The sequence below is a fragment of the Vibrio sp. R10-SF1-ISO8 genome (assembly GCF_059833805.1).
This window is the reverse complement of the sequence record NZ_JCBDHL010000012.1, coordinates 138,143-154,467: the sequence shown is the minus strand read 5'-3', so window position 1 is coordinate 154,467 and position 16,325 is coordinate 138,143. Positions and strand designations below refer to the sequence as shown.

Annotated in this window: 16 protein-coding genes; 7 read left to right on the top strand and 9 right to left on the bottom strand. The window is 44.4% G+C overall.

Features of this window, described 5'->3' with window-relative positions:
* The first annotated feature begins 177 nt into the window (after positions 1–177).
* The 3 genes from AC6R00_RS10025 to AC6R00_RS10015 all read left to right on the top strand — a co-directional run bounded on the left by AC6R00_RS10025 (position 178) and on the right by AC6R00_RS10015 (position 3,823).
* A complete protein-coding gene (locus AC6R00_RS10025) occupies positions 178–1,302 on the top strand; it encodes a M14 family metallopeptidase (RefSeq protein WP_500640304.1) in 1,125 nt (374 codons plus the stop codon).
* A 157-nt stretch (positions 1,303–1,459) separates the two neighbouring features.
* Positions 1,460–2,863, top strand: coding sequence for an FAD-dependent oxidoreductase (locus AC6R00_RS10020; protein ID WP_500640303.1), 1,404 nt, complete (start codon positions 1,460–1,462; stop codon positions 2,861–2,863).
* A gap of 57 nt (positions 2,864–2,920) precedes the next feature.
* On the top strand, positions 2,921–3,823 hold the full coding sequence (locus AC6R00_RS10015; RefSeq protein ID WP_500640302.1) for a LysR substrate-binding domain-containing protein: 903 nt from the start codon (positions 2,921–2,923) through the stop codon (positions 3,821–3,823).
* 25 nt (positions 3,824–3,848) lie between these two features.
* Here the strand turns inward: AC6R00_RS10015 and AC6R00_RS10010 are convergent, their stop codons facing one another.
* Positions 3,849–5,219, bottom strand: coding sequence for an L-serine ammonia-lyase (locus AC6R00_RS10010; RefSeq protein ID WP_500640301.1), 1,371 nt, complete (start codon positions 5,217–5,219; stop codon positions 3,849–3,851).
* Positions 5,220–5,408: 189 nt separating this feature from the next.
* On the opposite strand from AC6R00_RS10010, the gene AC6R00_RS10005 reads away from it, so the two are divergent.
* Positions 5,409–6,245 (top strand): YdcF family protein, encoded by an 837-nt coding sequence (locus AC6R00_RS10005; protein ID WP_500640300.1) that lies wholly within the window; start codon positions 5,409–5,411, stop codon positions 6,243–6,245.
* 58 nt (positions 6,246–6,303) lie between these two features.
* Here AC6R00_RS10005 and AC6R00_RS10000 read toward each other — a convergent pair whose 3' ends face one another.
* Positions 6,304–6,555 carry a putative hemolysin gene (locus tag AC6R00_RS10000; protein WP_500640299.1) on the bottom strand — a complete coding sequence of 84 codons (252 nt, stop codon included), beginning with the start codon at positions 6,553–6,555 and terminating at the stop codon, positions 6,304–6,306.
* A 193-nt stretch (positions 6,556–6,748) separates the two neighbouring features.
* On the opposite strand from AC6R00_RS10000, the gene AC6R00_RS09995 reads away from it, so the two are divergent.
* A complete protein-coding gene (locus tag AC6R00_RS09995) occupies positions 6,749–7,681 on the top strand; it encodes an exopolyphosphatase (protein ID WP_425666902.1) in 933 nt (310 codons plus the stop codon).
* A gap of 52 nt (positions 7,682–7,733) precedes the next feature.
* Here AC6R00_RS09995 and AC6R00_RS09990 read toward each other — a convergent pair whose 3' ends face one another.
* Together AC6R00_RS09990 and AC6R00_RS09985 are read right to left on the bottom strand one after the other, a co-directional pair.
* Positions 7,734–8,750 carry a GGDEF domain-containing protein gene (locus tag AC6R00_RS09990; RefSeq protein WP_500640298.1) on the bottom strand — a complete coding sequence of 339 codons (1,017 nt, stop codon included), beginning with the start codon at positions 8,748–8,750 and terminating at the stop codon, positions 7,734–7,736.
* 195 nt (positions 8,751–8,945) lie between these two features.
* Positions 8,946–9,881, bottom strand: a complete 936-nt coding sequence (locus AC6R00_RS09985) for a chemotaxis protein (RefSeq protein WP_500640297.1) — start codon at positions 9,879–9,881, stop codon at positions 8,946–8,948.
* A gap of 194 nt (positions 9,882–10,075) precedes the next feature.
* Between AC6R00_RS09985 and ppiC the strand changes: the two genes are divergently transcribed.
* Positions 10,076–10,354 (top strand): peptidylprolyl isomerase PpiC, encoded by a 279-nt coding sequence (ppiC, locus tag AC6R00_RS09980; RefSeq protein ID WP_038201315.1) that lies wholly within the window; start codon positions 10,076–10,078, stop codon positions 10,352–10,354.
* Between the two features lie 69 nt (positions 10,355–10,423).
* On the opposite strand, the gene AC6R00_RS09975 is transcribed toward ppiC, so the two are convergent.
* The 5 genes from AC6R00_RS09975 to AC6R00_RS09955 form a co-directional block, all read right to left on the bottom strand.
* Positions 10,424–11,449: a 5'-nucleotidase C-terminal domain-containing protein gene (locus AC6R00_RS09975; protein WP_500640296.1), complete on the bottom strand. Its 1,026-nt coding sequence runs from the start codon at positions 11,447–11,449 to the stop codon at positions 10,424–10,426.
* An 86-nt stretch (positions 11,450–11,535) separates the two neighbouring features.
* Complete coding sequence (locus tag AC6R00_RS09970) at positions 11,536–12,288, bottom strand: metallophosphoesterase (protein ID WP_500640295.1); 753 nt, start codon at positions 12,286–12,288, stop codon at positions 11,536–11,538.
* A gap of 175 nt (positions 12,289–12,463) precedes the next feature.
* Positions 12,464–12,772: a c-type cytochrome gene (locus AC6R00_RS09965; protein WP_500640294.1), complete on the bottom strand. Its 309-nt coding sequence runs from the start codon at positions 12,770–12,772 to the stop codon at positions 12,464–12,466.
* Positions 12,773–12,840: 68 nt separating this feature from the next.
* Positions 12,841–13,848, bottom strand: a complete 1,008-nt coding sequence (gene ltaE / locus AC6R00_RS09960) for a low-specificity L-threonine aldolase (RefSeq protein ID WP_500640293.1) — start codon at positions 13,846–13,848, stop codon at positions 12,841–12,843.
* 11 nt (positions 13,849–13,859) lie between these two features.
* Positions 13,860–14,384 carry an NUDIX hydrolase gene (locus AC6R00_RS09955; RefSeq protein WP_500640292.1) on the bottom strand — a complete coding sequence of 175 codons (525 nt, stop codon included), beginning with the start codon at positions 14,382–14,384 and terminating at the stop codon, positions 13,860–13,862.
* 273 nt (positions 14,385–14,657) lie between these two features.
* Here AC6R00_RS09955 and AC6R00_RS09950 point away from each other — a divergent pair, with 273 nt between their 5' ends.
* Entirely contained in the window at positions 14,658–16,325 is a 1,668-nt protein-coding gene (locus tag AC6R00_RS09950) for an ATPase RavA domain-containing protein (RefSeq protein WP_500640291.1), read from the top strand.

The window sequence follows — 16,325 nt, the reverse complement described above, 5'->3', positions numbered from 1 at the left end:
TATGCACGATTTTTTCTCAACTTCGCATAAATTTTTGTAATGAGTTTGATCCAAAACGTTTGCGTGGGATATTTTTGGTACATATCCCGTGCGATAAAGTGTTCTAAAGAGATTTTTAACTATCAAGAACTGTGCTAGCCTCCTGCATTGCTACGTAAATGTATAAGGAATGTAAGCATGAAGATTTTTAGTAATTTCGATAGTGGCAGCATCGAAGTCGTAAGCATCGAGAGCAAAGATCAGATTCAACTCAAGATTCCCAATGACAATCAGTCAGAGTTTTATCAATGGTTTCACTTTCGCCTAGAGACGCAAGCAGAGCAGTCTCATACTATTCAATTGCTAGATCTAAAGAACTCGGCCTATCCAGAAGGGTGGAGCGGTTATGATGTTGTCGCATCTTACGACCGTGAAGAGTGGTTCCGTATTCCAGCAGAGTTTGATGGTGATACGTTAACATTCAACGTTATCCCTGAGCGTGGTTCTATCTATTTCGCTTACTTTGCTCCTTATACGTATGATCGTCACCTTGATTTGCTTCATATGGCGCAGAGTGCTCATCACTGTCAACTTGAAACACTGGGTAGCACGTTAGATGGTAATGATATGAGCCTACTAACGTTTGGTGAGCCAGAAGAAGGTAAGAAGAAGATCTGGTTAATCGCTCGCCAGCACCCAGGTGAAACGATGGCAGAGTGGTTTATGGAAGGTTTTATTCAGCGTCTGTTGGATGAGGACGATACTACGGCTCGTGCAGTGCTCGAAAATGCAGTGCTTTATGTTGTGCCAAACATGAACCCAGATGGCGCGATTCGCGGACATCTGCGCTGCAATGCGATTGGCGTGAATCTAAACCGTGAATGGCAGTCTCCATCAATGGAACGCAGCCCAGAAGTCTATTTGGTGCGAGAGCGCATGCTAGAAACGGGTGTTGATATGTTCTTAGATATCCATGGTGACGAAGCGATTCCTTTCAACTTTGTTGCAGGTTCTGAAGGTATTCCATCTTATGATGAGCGTTTGGCAAAGCTAGAATCGGCATTCAAACAAGCGCTTCATACGGTGACGCCAGAATTCCAAGATGAGCATGGTTACGATAAAGATGAACCGGGTAAAGCTAATTTGACCGTTGGATCTAACTGGGTGGGTGAGCAGTTCAAGTGTTTGTCTTACACCGTTGAGATGCCATTTAAAGATAATAACGATTACCCAGACCCGCTTTACGGTTGGTCACCAGAGCGTAGCGTTAAGTTTGGTCACGATATGCTGACGGCAACCTTTGCTATGGTCGATAAGATTTAATTCACTCAAATTAGCTCAAAAGACCTTAGGATAAAGGCGCGGTGAATTCCGCGCCTTTTGCGTTAGTAAAGCTTACGCTCAGCGTAACAAATCCTCGCTGTGCGTCTGGATCAAGGCGCGATACATTTTCTTCAGAGACAAAATGAAGGAAATGAACATGCCATCTCATCTATCTTATTGGTTCAAACAAGCGCTAGAAATGGAGCAGCCGCTCGATACTCAAACTCTCACTACGGACATTTCAGCCGATGTGGCGATCGTTGGAGGAGGTTATACAGGGCTTTGGACTGCTATTATTCTCAAACAGCAACAACCTCAGCTTGATATCGTAGTCATAGATAAAGGGTTATGTGGCAGTGGCGCTTCTGGTGCCAATGGTGGCTGTATGTTGACTTGGTCAACCAAGTATCCAACGCTGAAGCGCCTCTTTGGTGAGGAACAGGCTAAATGGTTGGTGGAAGAATCAGAGCAGGTTGTGTATGACATTGAGCAATTCTGTCTTGAGCACAATATTAATGCGCATCTTTATCGTAGCGGCACTTACTATACCGCGACTAACTCTGCCCAACAGGGGCAAATGAAGCCTGTCGTTGAGCAATTGGAGCAACTCGCTTGCAACAGTTGGAATGTCTGTTCAGAACAAGAACTGCGTTCATCATCTGGCTCGAAGCAACACCTTGAAGGATATTTCTCTCCTGCTGCTGGCAGTGTGCAACCGGCCTTGCTCGTGCGAGGCTTACGTCGTGTAGCGATTCAGCTTGGAATCAAGGTATACGAAAACAGTGCGATGGAGAAGCTCGATTTTGGAGAGCCTGCGGTTGTGCATACCCCGCAAGGAAAGATCTACGCAGATAAGGTCGTTTTGGGGTTAAACGCTTGGATGGTGGAGCATTTTAAGCAGTTCAAACGCAGTATTGTTGTCGTCTCTTCAGACATGGTGATTACTGACCCCGTAGAAAAGCAGCTAGAACAAAGTGGACTTAAAAAGGGCGCGGCAGTCGTCGATTCAAGGATCTTTGTTCACTATTACCGAGATACCCGAGACGGACGTTTAATGCTAGGTAAAGGGGGCAATCAGTTCTCGTTTGCTAATCGTGTTGACCCTATGTTTAACAAGCAAAGCCAATATGTCGATTTGCTCTCGCGCTCTTTTGCTAATCTGTTTCCTGAACTAAACCAGTCTCAGTTCGCTTATAGCTGGACTGGAGGCTCTGATCGCTCTGTGACAGGCTTTCCGTTCTTTGGCAATTTAGATGGGCAGAAGAACATATTCTATGGTTTCGGCTACTCCGGTAATGGGGTTGCTCAGACCCGAATTGGTGCCAAGATTCTTACCTCTCTGGTGTTAGAACGAAAAGATGTTTGGTCACAATGTGGTTTAGCTCAAGGTCCATTAGGTCATTTTCCACCAGAGCCGATTCGTTGGCTAGGAGCGATGATGGTGAGAAATGCGGTGCGCAGGAAAGAAGACGCCGAAGACAGGGAAGAGAAACCTAAGTTGTTAGATAAATGGCTAGCTAAGTTTGCAGGTGCAGCAGGTAAAGCAGACAAGGTGACTTAACGCCATTGTCATATTTTGTTGGCAAGATGGGGACTTGTTTTATTAAAGCACCCATCCATGTCTCACAACGCTCCTACACAACACTCGCAACGATTTTTACCGCCACTCAATGCGCTGAAGGCGTTTGAGTCTGCCGCGAGGTTACAAAGCCTGACCAAAGCCTCTGAAGAATTGAATGTAACGCGTGCTGCGGTGAGCCAACAGGTCAAACAGCTGGAACACTATTTAGAGGCAACCTTGTTCGAACGCAGTGGCTCTAGGCTGAAACTCACGGATGACGCGCAATACTACCTGCCTTTGTTAACACAAATGTTTGACGCATTGTCGGTTGGAACAGAGCAACTTTTTGAGCGCAAGAGGCGGAACTTACTCACACTTAATGTCGCTCAAAGCTTTTGCCATCAGTGGCTTATTCCGAGGCTTACGGAATTTAAGCGACTTAACCCGGATTTAGAATTTAAGATTGCCACCACATCCAATCCGTATCCTAATACAAGTCAAACTGCTGATATTGAAATCATCAATGGTATGTTACCGAAAGAAAGCCAACTTACAGAACAGCTTACTGAAGAGCATTGGGTGCTAGTGGCTTCTCCGAGTTACTTAAAGCAGCACAGCGTGATGGAGCTAGCGCATATTGCTGACGCAGAAAAGATCTCAACCTCAGGATATAGAGAAAATTGGAGTTACTGGTTCAATCAAGTCGGCTATTGCGATGACTGGGTGAAACCAAAGCTCCATTTTGACCACTCACTTCTCGCGGTGGAAGCGGCGGTATGCGGGTTGGGTATTTTATTAGCCAAAGATGTACTGGTTGAAGACCAACTAAAGCAGGGCGAGTTGATGACGGTTGGAGAGTGGACGGTTCCTTGTGAAACAAACCATTATGTTCTGTGCCATAACCCATCGAACTCGATTGCTATTCAGTTTTTCGACTGGTTAAGGCACAGTTTTAATTAGCTTAGGTTAATGTAGCTTAAGCCGTTTACTCACAAGGCGGAGCCATATGGATAACGGCTAGGCCGCCTAAAGAGGTCTCGCGATACTTCTTATTCATGTCTTTACCGGTTTGATACATGGTCGCGATGACTTTATCGAGAGAGATAAGACACTTACTGGTACGCTTAAGCGCCATACGTGAAGCATTGATGGCTTTCATCGCACCCATTGCGTTACGCTCAATACAGGGAACTTGAACTAGCCCACCGATTGGATCACACGTCATACCGAGTGAATGCTCCATGGCAATTTCTGCCGCAATACAGATTTGTTCGTTGCTACCACCACGAAGCGCTGTTAAGCCAGCCGCTGCCATTGAGGACGACACTCCCACTTCACCCTGACAGCCGACCTCTGCGCCAGAGATTGAAGCATTAGTCTTGTACAAGATGCCAATAGCACCCGCAACAGCAAGGAAATCTTTGAGCTGTTTTGTATCAAGTTCTTTGATAAAGCGGTGGTAATACATGAGTACCGCAGGAATCACGCCAGCCGCACCGTTGGTAGGGGAGGTCACCACTTGGCCTCCGGCTGCATTCTCTTCGCTGACAGCGAAAGCAAACAAGTTGATCCAATCCATGATTTCCATAGGATCGTTCTCAATTGATGCATTCGCTTCTAACTTTTTCAGTAAGTTAGGTGCGCGTCTTGTGACGTTGAGACCACCTTCTAAGATTCCCTCGGTCTCGAAACCGCGTTGCATACACAAAGACATTACTTTCCAGATTTGCTCTGCCTTGCGCGTGATTTCTTCTTCGTTAAAGAAGTTGACCTCATTCTGCAAAATCATACCGCCAAGGCTAAGGCCATTTGTCTCGGCCATTTCTAGCATTTCGTCCGCACTCGTGAATGGGAACGGAACATCAACGCTGTTCGCGCTACCGCCCTCTTCGAGCTCTTTTGCTGTGGCGATAAACCCACCACCGATAGAATAGTAAGTTTCTATAGCTAACTGGTTGCCGAGCGAGTCATAAGCCGTAATCGTCATTCCATTTTCATGCAGAGGTAGATTATCACTATGGAACAAGATGTCGCTCTCATAGCTAAAATCGATGGTGTGAGCACCCGCAAGGATCAGATAACCTTCCTGTATTGTCGTTGCAAGCGCTTGTTTCGCACTGGCCATTTTAATCGTGTCTGGCTTATTGCCTAGTAATCCTAAGATCACGGCTCTGTCAGTATGGTGCCCTTTACCTGTGAGCGATAAAGAACCATAAAGATCCACTTGTACACGGTTAACTTTGGTTATGGATGAAGCGAGAAGGCGAGTAAAATGATAACCTGCGAGCATAGGCCCGTTGGTATGAGAGCTTGAAGGCCCAACCCCCACTTTGAAAATATCAAATATCGACAGCATAAACTTTACTTCCTGTTGTAGTGGCCTGTCTTTCAGGCTCTTTTATTTACAAGTATGGCACGCAAGTGGAGATAACGTCTTGCATGCGGGATGTTAACAAAATATTAACCTCTGATAAGCTAACGACAAAGTGAATGCTTGTACAGTTTATGTGTAACTCAGTAGGAATAATTGAGACATGGATAAATAATGAACATTATTAATGTGGTGCTTGTTCTCGGTAAGCGGCTATTCAACAATGAGCTGACCCTTGAGGGAAGAACAAGGATCGAAGCATTACATACGGCCGCAAAGAACCTCCCGATCGATCAGAGCGCGATCATATTCTGTGGTGGGACGACGGACGGGCAAATGCAAACCGAAGCTCAGGCTATGTTTGACTATTTTAAGTTTTTCTCTAAAGGAGAATTACCTCCTCATATTATTCTCGAAGATAGATCCACTAACACTATCGAGAATATTCAAAATGCAGCAGATAAACTGATAGCAAGCCAGTTATGTGAGAGTGGGCAGGAAGTGAGCGTCCAGTTTGTCTCTCATGATTATCACCTGAAAAGGATATTCGAAATACAAACCTTGATGGATGAACAGGGTCTGCTTCGTAAGTTGAAAACTCGCTGTGCAGAGAGTGGCTTGAAACTCAATATTCCTATGTCTTTAGAAACACATGTTTGTGTGCCTTATCCCCACACCACCCCATTGGGTCAAATATTCTTGCGGCTGGATGAGCTCACGACTTATAGGGTCTATTTAGAGGGTGTGAAGAGCGGAACTTTTACCAGACCATTAGAGCAAGTAAGACAGCAGCCTTACCATATCGCAATTGCTGCAATTCAAGAGCTCAAACAACTGCTCTCAGATCACAATGAGATGAAAAGCTTAAAACTGATTGAAATAGCGGTCGAGAGGACAAGTTCGTCCGCAACTCGAGTGGAAGTGATAGACCAGTTACGAATATTGGATCAGTGCCTTACAAGTCTCAATCGGCAATTTGATCCAGAACGACAAGGCTTGTCGAAAATTTGATGAGCCATTGATTCAGGGAAAGAGAGCAAGGTGGTTCTCTTTCCCGATCGAACTAGGATTACTGCTCTTTATGGTTTTGGCGGTAATAATCCCACTCTTCGACGCGTTCGCCATTCGGAAGCAGGCAGTATGTGACACGTTCTTCATTCTCGGTCACTGTCTCAAGCTCTCCACCTTGCTGCACACAATACACGGCAGCTGGGTTTGCCATCGAAGTGTAATCTTTTACTTCATACTCATCAGGTTCATTGGCGCAACCCGCTAGAACGGCAACACTGGCAGCAACTAGAGCAAAACACGTTTTCTTCATAATTAAACCTATATTGAATCAATTAGTAGCATATCGAGTATAGAGCAAGGAGCGAAAAACTCTGTCTAGAGTTTGTTAAAAGGTTAGTGATGTCTAAAATTAAAAGGAGTTATACAACAAAGCTATAGGTAGCAGCCTAGTACGTTCGTATTACGTATCCTTTAATAAAAAGACGAAGCATAGGAAGTGCCAGATGTCGGAGCAAAAATATCGACTTGTTACGCGAAGCGACTTTGATGGTCTAGTGTGTGCAGTACTGTTAAAGCAATTGGATCTCATCGACGACATTAAGTTCGTTCACCCAAAAGACATGCAAGATGGGGTCATTGAGATAACCTCCAATGATATAGTAACTAACTTGCCTTATGTGAAGCAGGCGCATCTTGTATTTGATCATCACCTATCGGAATTATTGCGCAATCCAGAAAGGTATGAAAATCATATTATCGACCCTGATGCGCCTTCTGCGGCTCGGGTTGTTTGGGAGCACTATGGGGGGAGAGAAGTTTTTCCAGCCGAATGGGAAGATATGATGGAGGCGGTAGATAAGGGTGACTCGGCTCAGTTTAATCGAGATGAGGTTCTAGACTCGACGGGTTGGAATCTATTGAATTTCCTGATGGATGCGCGAACTGGCCTTGGCCGCTTTCGAGAGTTTCGCATTTCCAATTATGCGTTGATGATGGATTTGATTGAGTATTGCAAAAATCATTCAATTGATGAGTTGCTCGATCTTCCTGATGTCAAAGAACGTATTGATTTGTATCGAGAGCATGAAAATTTGTTCAAGGAGCAGATCCAGCGTTGTGCGACGGTGTATGACAACCTCATCTTTCTCGATTTAACCGACGAAGAGGTCATATACGCTGGAAACCGTTTTATCATCTATGCGCTATACCCCCAATGTAACATCTCAATTCACAAAATGTGGGGCTTCCAAAAACAAAACACGGTGTTTGCTACCGGTAAGTCGATTTTTGATCGCAGCTCTAAGACCAATGTAGGTGAGTTAATGCTCAAGTATGGTGGTGGTGGGCACAAGGCGGCTGGCACTTGTCAGATTGACAACGATAAAGCAGAAGTGGTTCAACAAGAACTGATCAGTGCAATCACTAGCGATGGTTAAAACGAAAAGGCCCTAGCGCTGTGCTAAGGGCCTTTTTAGTCATCTCTTTAGCCTATATAGGCATCACACGATTTCGTCCAAGCTCTTTTGCTTCATAAAGCAGTTTATCGGCTCGTTCGATTAGCGATTCTGCAGATTCTCCTGGCTGAAATTCAGCCACACCCATAGAAATGGTGATGTTACCGACTTGTTCAGAGGTTCGACGATCTTTGATCGAAAGTTTTTCTACCGCTCTACGCAGGCTCTCTCCAAATTGACGTGCAATTCGTAACGTTTTGTTCGGTACAATTAAGGCAAACTCTTCACCACCAAATCGGTAGGCTTGAATTCCGTCGCGGCAGCTTAATTGCAATCTTCTTGCAATGCCTTTGATAACCGTATCTCCGAACAAGTGACCATAGGTATCATTGAATGATTTAAAGTGATCGATGTCTGCTAGAATCAAACACATTTTCTGCTCAGAACGAGTTAATGTACTGATATCATTATCGAATGCTCGGCGATTGTACAAGCTCGTGAGTGCATCAAATAGTGCGTCTTGCTGAACTTCAGCGAGTTGAGTCTTAAGTAGGTTGATCTCTTTGGTTGCCGTTTCTAGCTGATTATTGAGAAAGCGAGTTGAATGCCTGATCTCTCGGGATTCAGCGACAAGTTGACGTACGACAGTCATCACTTCGTCCATCGAAACAGCCTCACCCTCGACACGTTCTAGATTGTCAAAGCTCTTGTCGATAAGCTTAGAAAACTGAGATGTGTCTGTCAGAGTGTCTGTCATTGAGCTAGCGACTTCATTGACCAATATTTCTATATTGGAACGCAGCTCCATCATATCGGTCTCAGAACGGCTCGCGACATAGTTGTTGTAGAGTTGTTCGCCGGCAGCAGGTGGGCAGATACCATAATTTTCCACGACACTATCTAACTCACGGTTGAGCTGAGGAATCGCGTTATCCACGTAGGTGTACCACAAAGCGTAGTTAGCCGGTGTAGCGGCTACGTGGTTTTTCATCATTAGCGGGACAGCTTTTTTAAGGTTAGCCGTCGATTTCTTGAAGTCGTCGTCTGTCATTTCTTAGGAATATTCTTTTCTCGACACCCTGTACATTAAGAGTAGCGGATTTCTAATCTAGATGTTTGTTCAGTATCACTTTAGAGTGAGTTATTCATTATTAATATGAACTTTAGCATAAGTATATGCTGACATTTGTGAGTGAAACATTCAATCAGCTTTAAGCAGGTACGACAACCTAAAAGTTGATGCTAATCAGACACCTTCAGGCATTTCTTCTCGAACATTTCCTGATTCTAGCTTGCCGGCTCCACGCAGCATAGCTTGGATCAAATCACCTGCATTAAATTTTTCTAGTGCTTCATGGGCACCTACTTGTTGTGCCCGGTCAACACAGATCTCACTTGAAAGAGAAGTATGAAGAATCACATAGCTATTTTTGAGCTCAGGATCGTTTTGAGTCTCGAAAGCGAGCTCATAGCCATCTAAGCCTGGCATTTCGATATCACTGACGAGTAGATCAATCGGTCTGTTGGCAGAAGCTTCACTGCGCATTAGATCAAGAGCGTCCAAGCCGTTATTACATATCTGATACGAGATGTTAATGCTATCTAGTGCATCAGACAGCTGTTTGCGTGCAATAGAAGAGTCGTCCACAAGCAAAATATTAAGCGCTTTCAGTCTCTCCCGCTCTATATCTGTCAGCATTGGGATATTGGTCGATTCATACTGCGGATAAATTTTTGATAGCAACAGCTCTACATCCAACATCTGAACGATTTGATCTTGAAATCGCGTAATACCTGTAACGAACACATTAGAACCCGCACTTTTGGGCGCGGACTCTATAGATTTCCAGTCACACTCGATGATCTTTTCAATCGAACGCACCATAAAAGCAACCACAGTACGCAAGCAGTCGGTTACTATCAAATAGCAGGAGTCATATTCCTCTGGCTGAATAGGACGAAAGCCGATTGCGGCAGGCATGTTAATAACAGGAATTGTTTTATCACGTATGGTGACTGTTCCAATTACATGATGGTGTGAGTAGGGGATTTGCGTTGTCGGCTGAAATGGCACAATTTCTCTAACTTTTAGAGTACCAATAGCGAACAACTGTTTACTGTTGGTTAAAGTAAACATCAGCATACCTTGAGACTGATTTGCTTTACTTACTGGTTTTGCCATGGGTTTCTCGTATGTGCGACTATTTTTATAAATGGTAACGGATTTACTCGGATGATCAATGGATGTACGTCAATTTTGCCTTTAATTGTCGATAAGGTGAGCATTGATAATTAGGTGGTGAAATCACTGGGGTGAAGATCTCATTTTAATCGGGTACAATCCGCGCAAACTCAGTCATTATTAGAGGCACCATCATGGCGAATACGGCGCATGCACTTCATATTTTAGTGAAGCACAAAGAGCAAGCAGAAGACATTATCAAGCAGCTTAAGAAAGGCGCAAAATTCCAGACTCTCGCGAAGAAATACTCAACATGCCCATCGGGTAAAAAGGGTGGTGACTTAGGAGAATTTCGTAAAGGTCAGATGGTTCCACAGTTCGACAAAGTATGCTTCTCTGGCGAAACATTGGTTCCTCATCTAGTGAAAACCAAGTTCGGTTGGCATGTCGTAAAAGTGCTTTATCGTACCTAGTCAGTGCGTGCTGATTTATAGAGATTTTAAAAATGGCCAAGGTAATGACCTTGGCCATTTTGTTCGCGTTTAGTTTGCTTTTGGAGTGAATGTTTGGGTGCTGCGGTCTTGCTCTGCAACAGCTTCAATTTTCTTACCGTTTGCTGCTAGGTCACGAACATAATCGATAAAGGTCTCTGTATAGAGCTTTAGCGTATTTTCGTATTTCGACTTATCAGCAGAGACTTCACCAAAGGTAATGTAGCCATCTTTACCACTCGCGATGTAATCGTTGGTCACGACAATCAGCTCTCTGTTGTCGCTTAATTTAGACCAACTGCCATCACCTTTAGCTTTGACCTCTACATTGTGAACGCGCTGCCCTTCTGGTCGGTTAAAGTCGACGTCATATCGAATACCCGCTGCGTAAGGGTAGGCACCATCTGAGCCTTTAGCGCTGTTATCAACATACTCTGCGTAAGCTTTGTCTACGGCTTGGTTAAGTACCTTCTTAACTTCCGCTCCTGTCATTTGTAGGTTTACCATGGTGTTGCTAAATGGCAGCACTTTGGTGGCTCCCGCTACGGTGAACTTACCTTGAGGAATGTTTGCACGTGCGCCACCGCCGTTTTGAATCGCAACATCGGCGCGTTTGGTTTGGGCTAAGAACGCTTGCGCGACAAGGTCGGCCACTTGAGAGCCGTGAAGGTTAGTGTGTGTATCACAACCGTCTGCGCCATTGTGTTTTTGCTGACCAGGAACACGCTCGTAACATAGTAGCTCAGAAGATTGTGCAATCTCTTGATCCTTCATCACATCAAGCTTTTGCGTAAACGCGGATAAGGTCTGTAGTGTTGCCGCGTCTGGTTTAACTTGAATAAGGTTAGGTTGTGCTTGTACATCAGCCAACACTGCGGCCAATTCAGCACCTTCAAGTGTCTGCTTTTTACCATTTTCGTCTTTGCGTTTGAACTCGGAACCTATCAATAGATGTGGCGTGCCGTCACAAGCTGCTACCTTGCCTTTACTATCAAAAGAAACCGATAGCTCGCCAAGAATTTGCGAATATTGCCAAGCTTGAGCGACACATACTTGATCGCCATCTTTGTTCTTCATTAGTGTTGGGTAAGCCCCTTCACTCTTTAAGCTGAGAGCAGCGAAATCGCCCAGTAGGGTATGTGAGTCACCGCCGATGATGACGTCTACATCAGTAAGAGCCTCTGCAAGTTGGAGGTCATTCGAGAGTATTGGTAGTGGGTCAATAAAACAATATTCGACACCCCCTTAGCAACCAACTCATCGATGTATTTTTGCGCCGTTTCAACTTCGTTCAAGAACTGTGTAGTTTCGTCTGGGTTCGATGAGTTCATGGTCTTGTCAGCAATATCAATACCGACGATACCAATTTGATGCTCACCATATTGTTTTACCGTGTATGGCTTAAAGTAGTCGTTGGCAGAGTTCATTGCGAGAGGAGAGACGCCTTGCTTAGGAATCACGTTAGCAGCAAGCACTTCTGTCTCTTTTGAGCACTCACCTTCATTCATCCAATCTAAGAACTGTGCTAACCCTGCATCACCATCATCAAATTCATGGTTACCAAGTGCAAAAGCATCAAAGCAAGCGTGATTCATCATCGCCGCATCCGCTTCACCTTTAAATAGCGCGTAGTAAAGCGTGCCAGAGATAGCGTCACCAGCATGAAGCTTTAATACATTCTCGTTTGCTTCTGTACGCTGATTTAGCGCGGTGATCAGTGCCGGAAATCCACCCACTTGAGTGTAAGTCGATTGACCCGCAAGTTTGAGTTTCTGTGTGGAAGGTTCTAAATGAGAGTGATGATCGTTGATATGTAAAATCGTTAGGTCGAATGGCGTTTCATTCGAAGTTTGTGTTGTACACCCTGAAGCAACCACTGCTGACAGGAAGGCTAGTGCCAATGGGCTATATTTCATTGTTCGTCCCTATAAATGAGTGCATGAGAAGAAAAGTTGATCTTCGGCTTACGATTATAGGATTTATATGAAATTCATCTTATCTTGCATGCAATAATGCGAATGATATCGTTTGGTAATGTTATAACGTATCAATAATCGTGATGTTCATCATTATTCGACTTTATAGCTTGTACTACTGACTAGCAAAATAGGCGGCAATATCTTTAAGATCTTGGTTGTTGAGCCGAGAAAGTTGCGCTTTCATCATATCTGCTAACGCGCCTTTGCGATTACCATCTTGATAATCTTTCATGGATTGATACAGATATTGGGCATTTTGGCCTTTTAGATGCGGATAAGCAGGGTTTGGTGCAATGCCATCAGAACCATGGCAAAACACGCAACTTGGTGCTTTGACTTTTCCAAGTTCAGGATTGCCGAAATCGTTGTTTGCTAATGCGACAGAAGGGAGAGCTAATAGCAGCAGAAGGGTGCGTTTCATAGATACATCTCGAACAATATGACTACGCGAAAGAATAAAGCTTCCCCTAGGGGGAAGCTCAAGTGAGATTATTTGATGTATTGCGCAAGTTTACTCAGTAATAGGTCTATATCAGCGCTTGAAACGTCTTTGTGAGTCACGAAACGAATCGGGTTGCCCGGTGACACAGTGATTCCATCCTCAGCTAACTGTTCCACAACCTTGTCGATTTGGATACTGTCATCCAATTTAGCGAAGACGATATTAGTTTGAACGAAATCAGGGTTGACATGGAATTCGTCTAATTCGCTTAGTCCTAGTGCTAACTTCTTCGCATTTTGATGGTCAACATTCAGTTGCGTGACTTGTTCAGTCAATGCCAGTTTACCTGCTGCTGCCAAAATGCCAGCTTGGCGCATACCGCCACCTACCATTTTACGTAGCCTGCGAGCTTTAGCGATAAAGGCTTTGCTACCAAGAAGGAGAGAGCCGATAGGCGCACACAATCCTTTTGATAGACAAATGGTCATGGAATCGAAGTGTTGAGCGATCTCTTTGACGTCAACATCGAGCGCGACGGCAGCGTTATATACGCGAGCACCATCTAGGTGAAGTGACAAGCCATGTTGATTGACGAATTCTCTTGCTTCTGCCAAGTAGGAGAGTGGCAGCACCTTGCCATTAATGGTGTTTTCTAAACTCAGTAGCTTAGTGCGGGCAAAGTGTGAATCGTCAGGCTTAATGACCGCTTTCAGTTTAGCAAAATCTAACGTACCATCTGGGTTATTTTCTATTGGTTGAGGCTGAATAGAGCCTAATACTGCAGCGCCTCCTGCCTCGTATTTATAGCTGTGAGCCTGTTGACCACATAGATATTCATCGCCGCGTTCACAGTGGGCCATAAGACCGAGTAAGTTGGCCTGAGTGCCAGAGGTAGTAAAGAGTGCCGCTTCAAATCCGTGTCTCTCAGCTGCCCATTGCTCTAGTTCGTTTACGGTAGGGTCGTCACCATATACATCATCGCCGACAAGGGCTTCGGCCATTGCTTTGCGCATAGCTTCTGTTGGCTTAGTTACCGTATCTGAACGAAAATCCATAATCTTGTCTCCTAAATATATCCACACAGCTTTGCTTTACTCAAACACGCGATAGTTTTCGCATCGGTGATTTCACCATCAATGATTTTTTGTTCGAGTTGTTCTATTGATAGCGAAAGTACATCGATGACTTCATCTTCATCGCATTGGTAACGCTTAGTTTGGGTTAACTGCTTTGCAACGAACAGATATTGAATCTCATCACAAAATCCCGCCAGAGGCGTTACTTGCCCTAGAGATACCATGCTTTTAGCGCTGTAACCAGTCTCTTCTTCAAGCTCTCGATGTGCACAGGACTCAATGGGTTCGTTTGGCTCTAATGTGCCAGCAGGTAGCTCCAATAACCATTTTTTAAGAGAAGGTCGATATTGATTGATAACAATGATGTGACCATTGTCGTCAATGGGCAAAATCACTGCAGCACCAGGATGAGAGATAGTGGTATGGGTGACTTTTTTACCATTAGGAAGGGGGATCGCTTCTTCTATTAAAGAGATACGTTTCCACGAGTGGATCGTCTTAGTTGTGTTTTCCATTTGATTCTTATTTTAGTCCTAGCTCCAGACAGAAGTTACCTTACAGTCTCATGCTTTGTAGATAAAGCGTATTCTCGTGAATAGTTCACGAAACCCCATACGCTATAGGTGATAGATCTCTCAAAAGTGCAAACATTGTTTTCAACGAGTTACGCAAAAACTTCATCTGTTATAAAGATTTGTCCAAACTACAAATTACACTTGTAACAGAGTGATAACAAATGTATAAAATTATACATACACACAATCAGGTTAACCTTAGGAGAGCGCGAAATGATTAGCCCAAATCGAGTGTCTTACTCACAAAAAGCGTTGCTCTCAGAACGAATCAATAAACTAGCGCAAGCCTTATCAGACGGTGTCTATGAGCGTGAAGAGACCATCAAACTTTGTTTACTCGCTGCTTTGGCGGGTGAAAGTGTTTTCTTATTAGGTCCTCCGGGGATCGCAAAAAGTCTTATTGCAAAGCGCCTTATCCAAGCTTTTGATAACTCCTCTTACTTTGAATACTTAATGACCCGCTTCTCTACACCAGAAGAAGTATTTGGTCCGCTTAGCATTCAAGAACTCAAAGATAATGGTCGCTACGTACGTTTAACCGAGGGCTACTTGCCAACCGCACAAGTGGTTTTTCTTGATGAGATCTGGAAAGCAGGTCCAGCAATTCTTAATACGCTGTTAACGGTTGTTAACGAAAAAACGTTTAAAAACGGTAGCGATATTGAGCGTGTACCAATGAGGCTGTTGGTCTCTGCATCGAATGAGCTTCCAGATGAAGATAGCGGTTTAGAAGCCTTGTACGACCGCATGTTGGTACGTGTATTTGTCAATCGAATTCAGAACAAGCAGAACTTCAAATCTATGCTGACGGTGGGTACTGCGCAAGAAGCCAAGATACCAGAAGGCTTGGCGATTACAGATGAAGAGTACCATCAGTGGCAATCTGAAATCGAACAGCTTGAACTGTCTGATGCAGTCTTTGAAAAGTTGTATGAGCTGAAGAGTCTGCTAGAGAGCGCTGCCACGGCAGCCAGTGGTGTTGAAGCAGAAGATACTGATATGTATGTCTCTGATCGTCGTTGGAAGAAGGCGGTTAAACTGCTTAAAGCGAGCGCCTATTTTAATGGTCGTGATGCAATCAACCCGCTAGACCTTTTATTACTGCAAGATTGCTTGTGGAACAGCCCTGAATCACGCGACGTAGTTCGTAGTGTAATTAAGCAGTTTGCTCTCAACCATGCGTTTGACCAGCAAGATGTTGAACAGCAAATCACTCTCTGCCGTGAAGAGTTAAGTGACATTCAGGATGAACTAGAGTCTGAACTGAGCGTCATGCTGTCGATGGAGTCCACCACTGGACTGTTGAAAAAGCAGCAGATCAATAGTTACGACATCTCTGATGCAAAAAGCTACAAGGTAGGCAGCACCTTTGACCTTGTGAAACTTGTCCTGCTGCAAAGCAATATGTCTGTCACTGAATCTGAGAAGGGCGATAGCCGATGGGTGTACGTTCCTAAGAATGAACTGGAGCGTGTAATCAAAGAGGGTCATGGTGACGTCTATGGTTATGTAAACCAAAACACAAACATGTGCCGCTTTAGGTTCGATGTAGATGCTGCCAACAACTTAGTGATCAAAGATATTGCCAATCGGGGTGTGTTGGTTTCGATTGTGACTGACAAAGGGCTAGATGCATCATTATTCCAAGAGTGGTTTACCAAATCAGAGCAGGCTATGGCTCAGTTAGAGCTTGCAGAGCATCACTTGCGCAAGGTTCGTTCTGATTTCCATGGTGCATTGCCGCACGGCTTCATTGAACAAGAACTGCCAAGGGCGATGGAAGCAAGCTTACAGAACCTTCAGCATGTGTTGGAATCGACGAAAACTGAATGCGAACGTACGGTTTTCCGCTTTAAGCACTTAGACGAGTTCTTCTCTTAA

What these genes read in the sequence shown, in the direction of transcription:
- AC6R00_RS10025 (WP_500640304.1), top strand. Translation starts at nt 178, where the DNA reads ATGAAGATTTTTAGTAATTTCGATAGTGGCAGCATCGAAGTCGTAAGC.
- AC6R00_RS10020 (WP_500640303.1), top strand. Translation starts at nt 1,460, where the DNA reads ATGCCATCTCATCTATCTTATTGGTTCAAACAAGCGCTAGAAATGGAG.
- AC6R00_RS10015 (WP_500640302.1), top strand. Translation starts at nt 2,921, where the DNA reads ATGTCTCACAACGCTCCTACACAACACTCGCAACGATTTTTACCGCCA.
- AC6R00_RS10010 (WP_500640301.1), bottom strand. Translation starts at nt 5,219, where the DNA reads ATGCTGTCGATATTTGATATTTTCAAAGTGGGGGTTGGGCCTTCAAGC.
- AC6R00_RS10005 (WP_500640300.1), top strand. Translation starts at nt 5,409, where the DNA reads ATGAACATTATTAATGTGGTGCTTGTTCTCGGTAAGCGGCTATTCAAC.
- AC6R00_RS10000 (WP_500640299.1), bottom strand. Translation starts at nt 6,555, where the DNA reads ATGAAGAAAACGTGTTTTGCTCTAGTTGCTGCCAGTGTTGCCGTTCTA.
- AC6R00_RS09995 (WP_425666902.1), top strand. Translation starts at nt 6,749, where the DNA reads ATGTCGGAGCAAAAATATCGACTTGTTACGCGAAGCGACTTTGATGGT.
- AC6R00_RS09990 (WP_500640298.1), bottom strand. Translation starts at nt 8,750, where the DNA reads ATGACAGACGACGACTTCAAGAAATCGACGGCTAACCTTAAAAAAGCT.
- AC6R00_RS09985 (WP_500640297.1), bottom strand. Translation starts at nt 9,881, where the DNA reads ATGGCAAAACCAGTAAGTAAAGCAAATCAGTCTCAAGGTATGCTGATG.
- ppiC (WP_038201315.1), top strand. Translation starts at nt 10,076, where the DNA reads ATGGCGAATACGGCGCATGCACTTCATATTTTAGTGAAGCACAAAGAG.
- AC6R00_RS09975 (WP_500640296.1), bottom strand. Translation starts at nt 11,449, where the DNA reads ATGAAGAACAAAGATGGCGATCAAGTATGTGTCGCTCAAGCTTGGCAA.
- AC6R00_RS09970 (WP_500640295.1), bottom strand. Translation starts at nt 12,288, where the DNA reads ATGAAATATAGCCCATTGGCACTAGCCTTCCTGTCAGCAGTGGTTGCT.
- AC6R00_RS09965 (WP_500640294.1), bottom strand. Translation starts at nt 12,772, where the DNA reads ATGAAACGCACCCTTCTGCTGCTATTAGCTCTCCCTTCTGTCGCATTA.
- ltaE (WP_500640293.1), bottom strand. Translation starts at nt 13,848, where the DNA reads ATGGATTTTCGTTCAGATACGGTAACTAAGCCAACAGAAGCTATGCGC.
- AC6R00_RS09955 (WP_500640292.1), bottom strand. Translation starts at nt 14,384, where the DNA reads ATGGAAAACACAACTAAGACGATCCACTCGTGGAAACGTATCTCTTTA.
- AC6R00_RS09950 (WP_500640291.1), top strand. Translation starts at nt 14,658, where the DNA reads ATGATTAGCCCAAATCGAGTGTCTTACTCACAAAAAGCGTTGCTCTCA.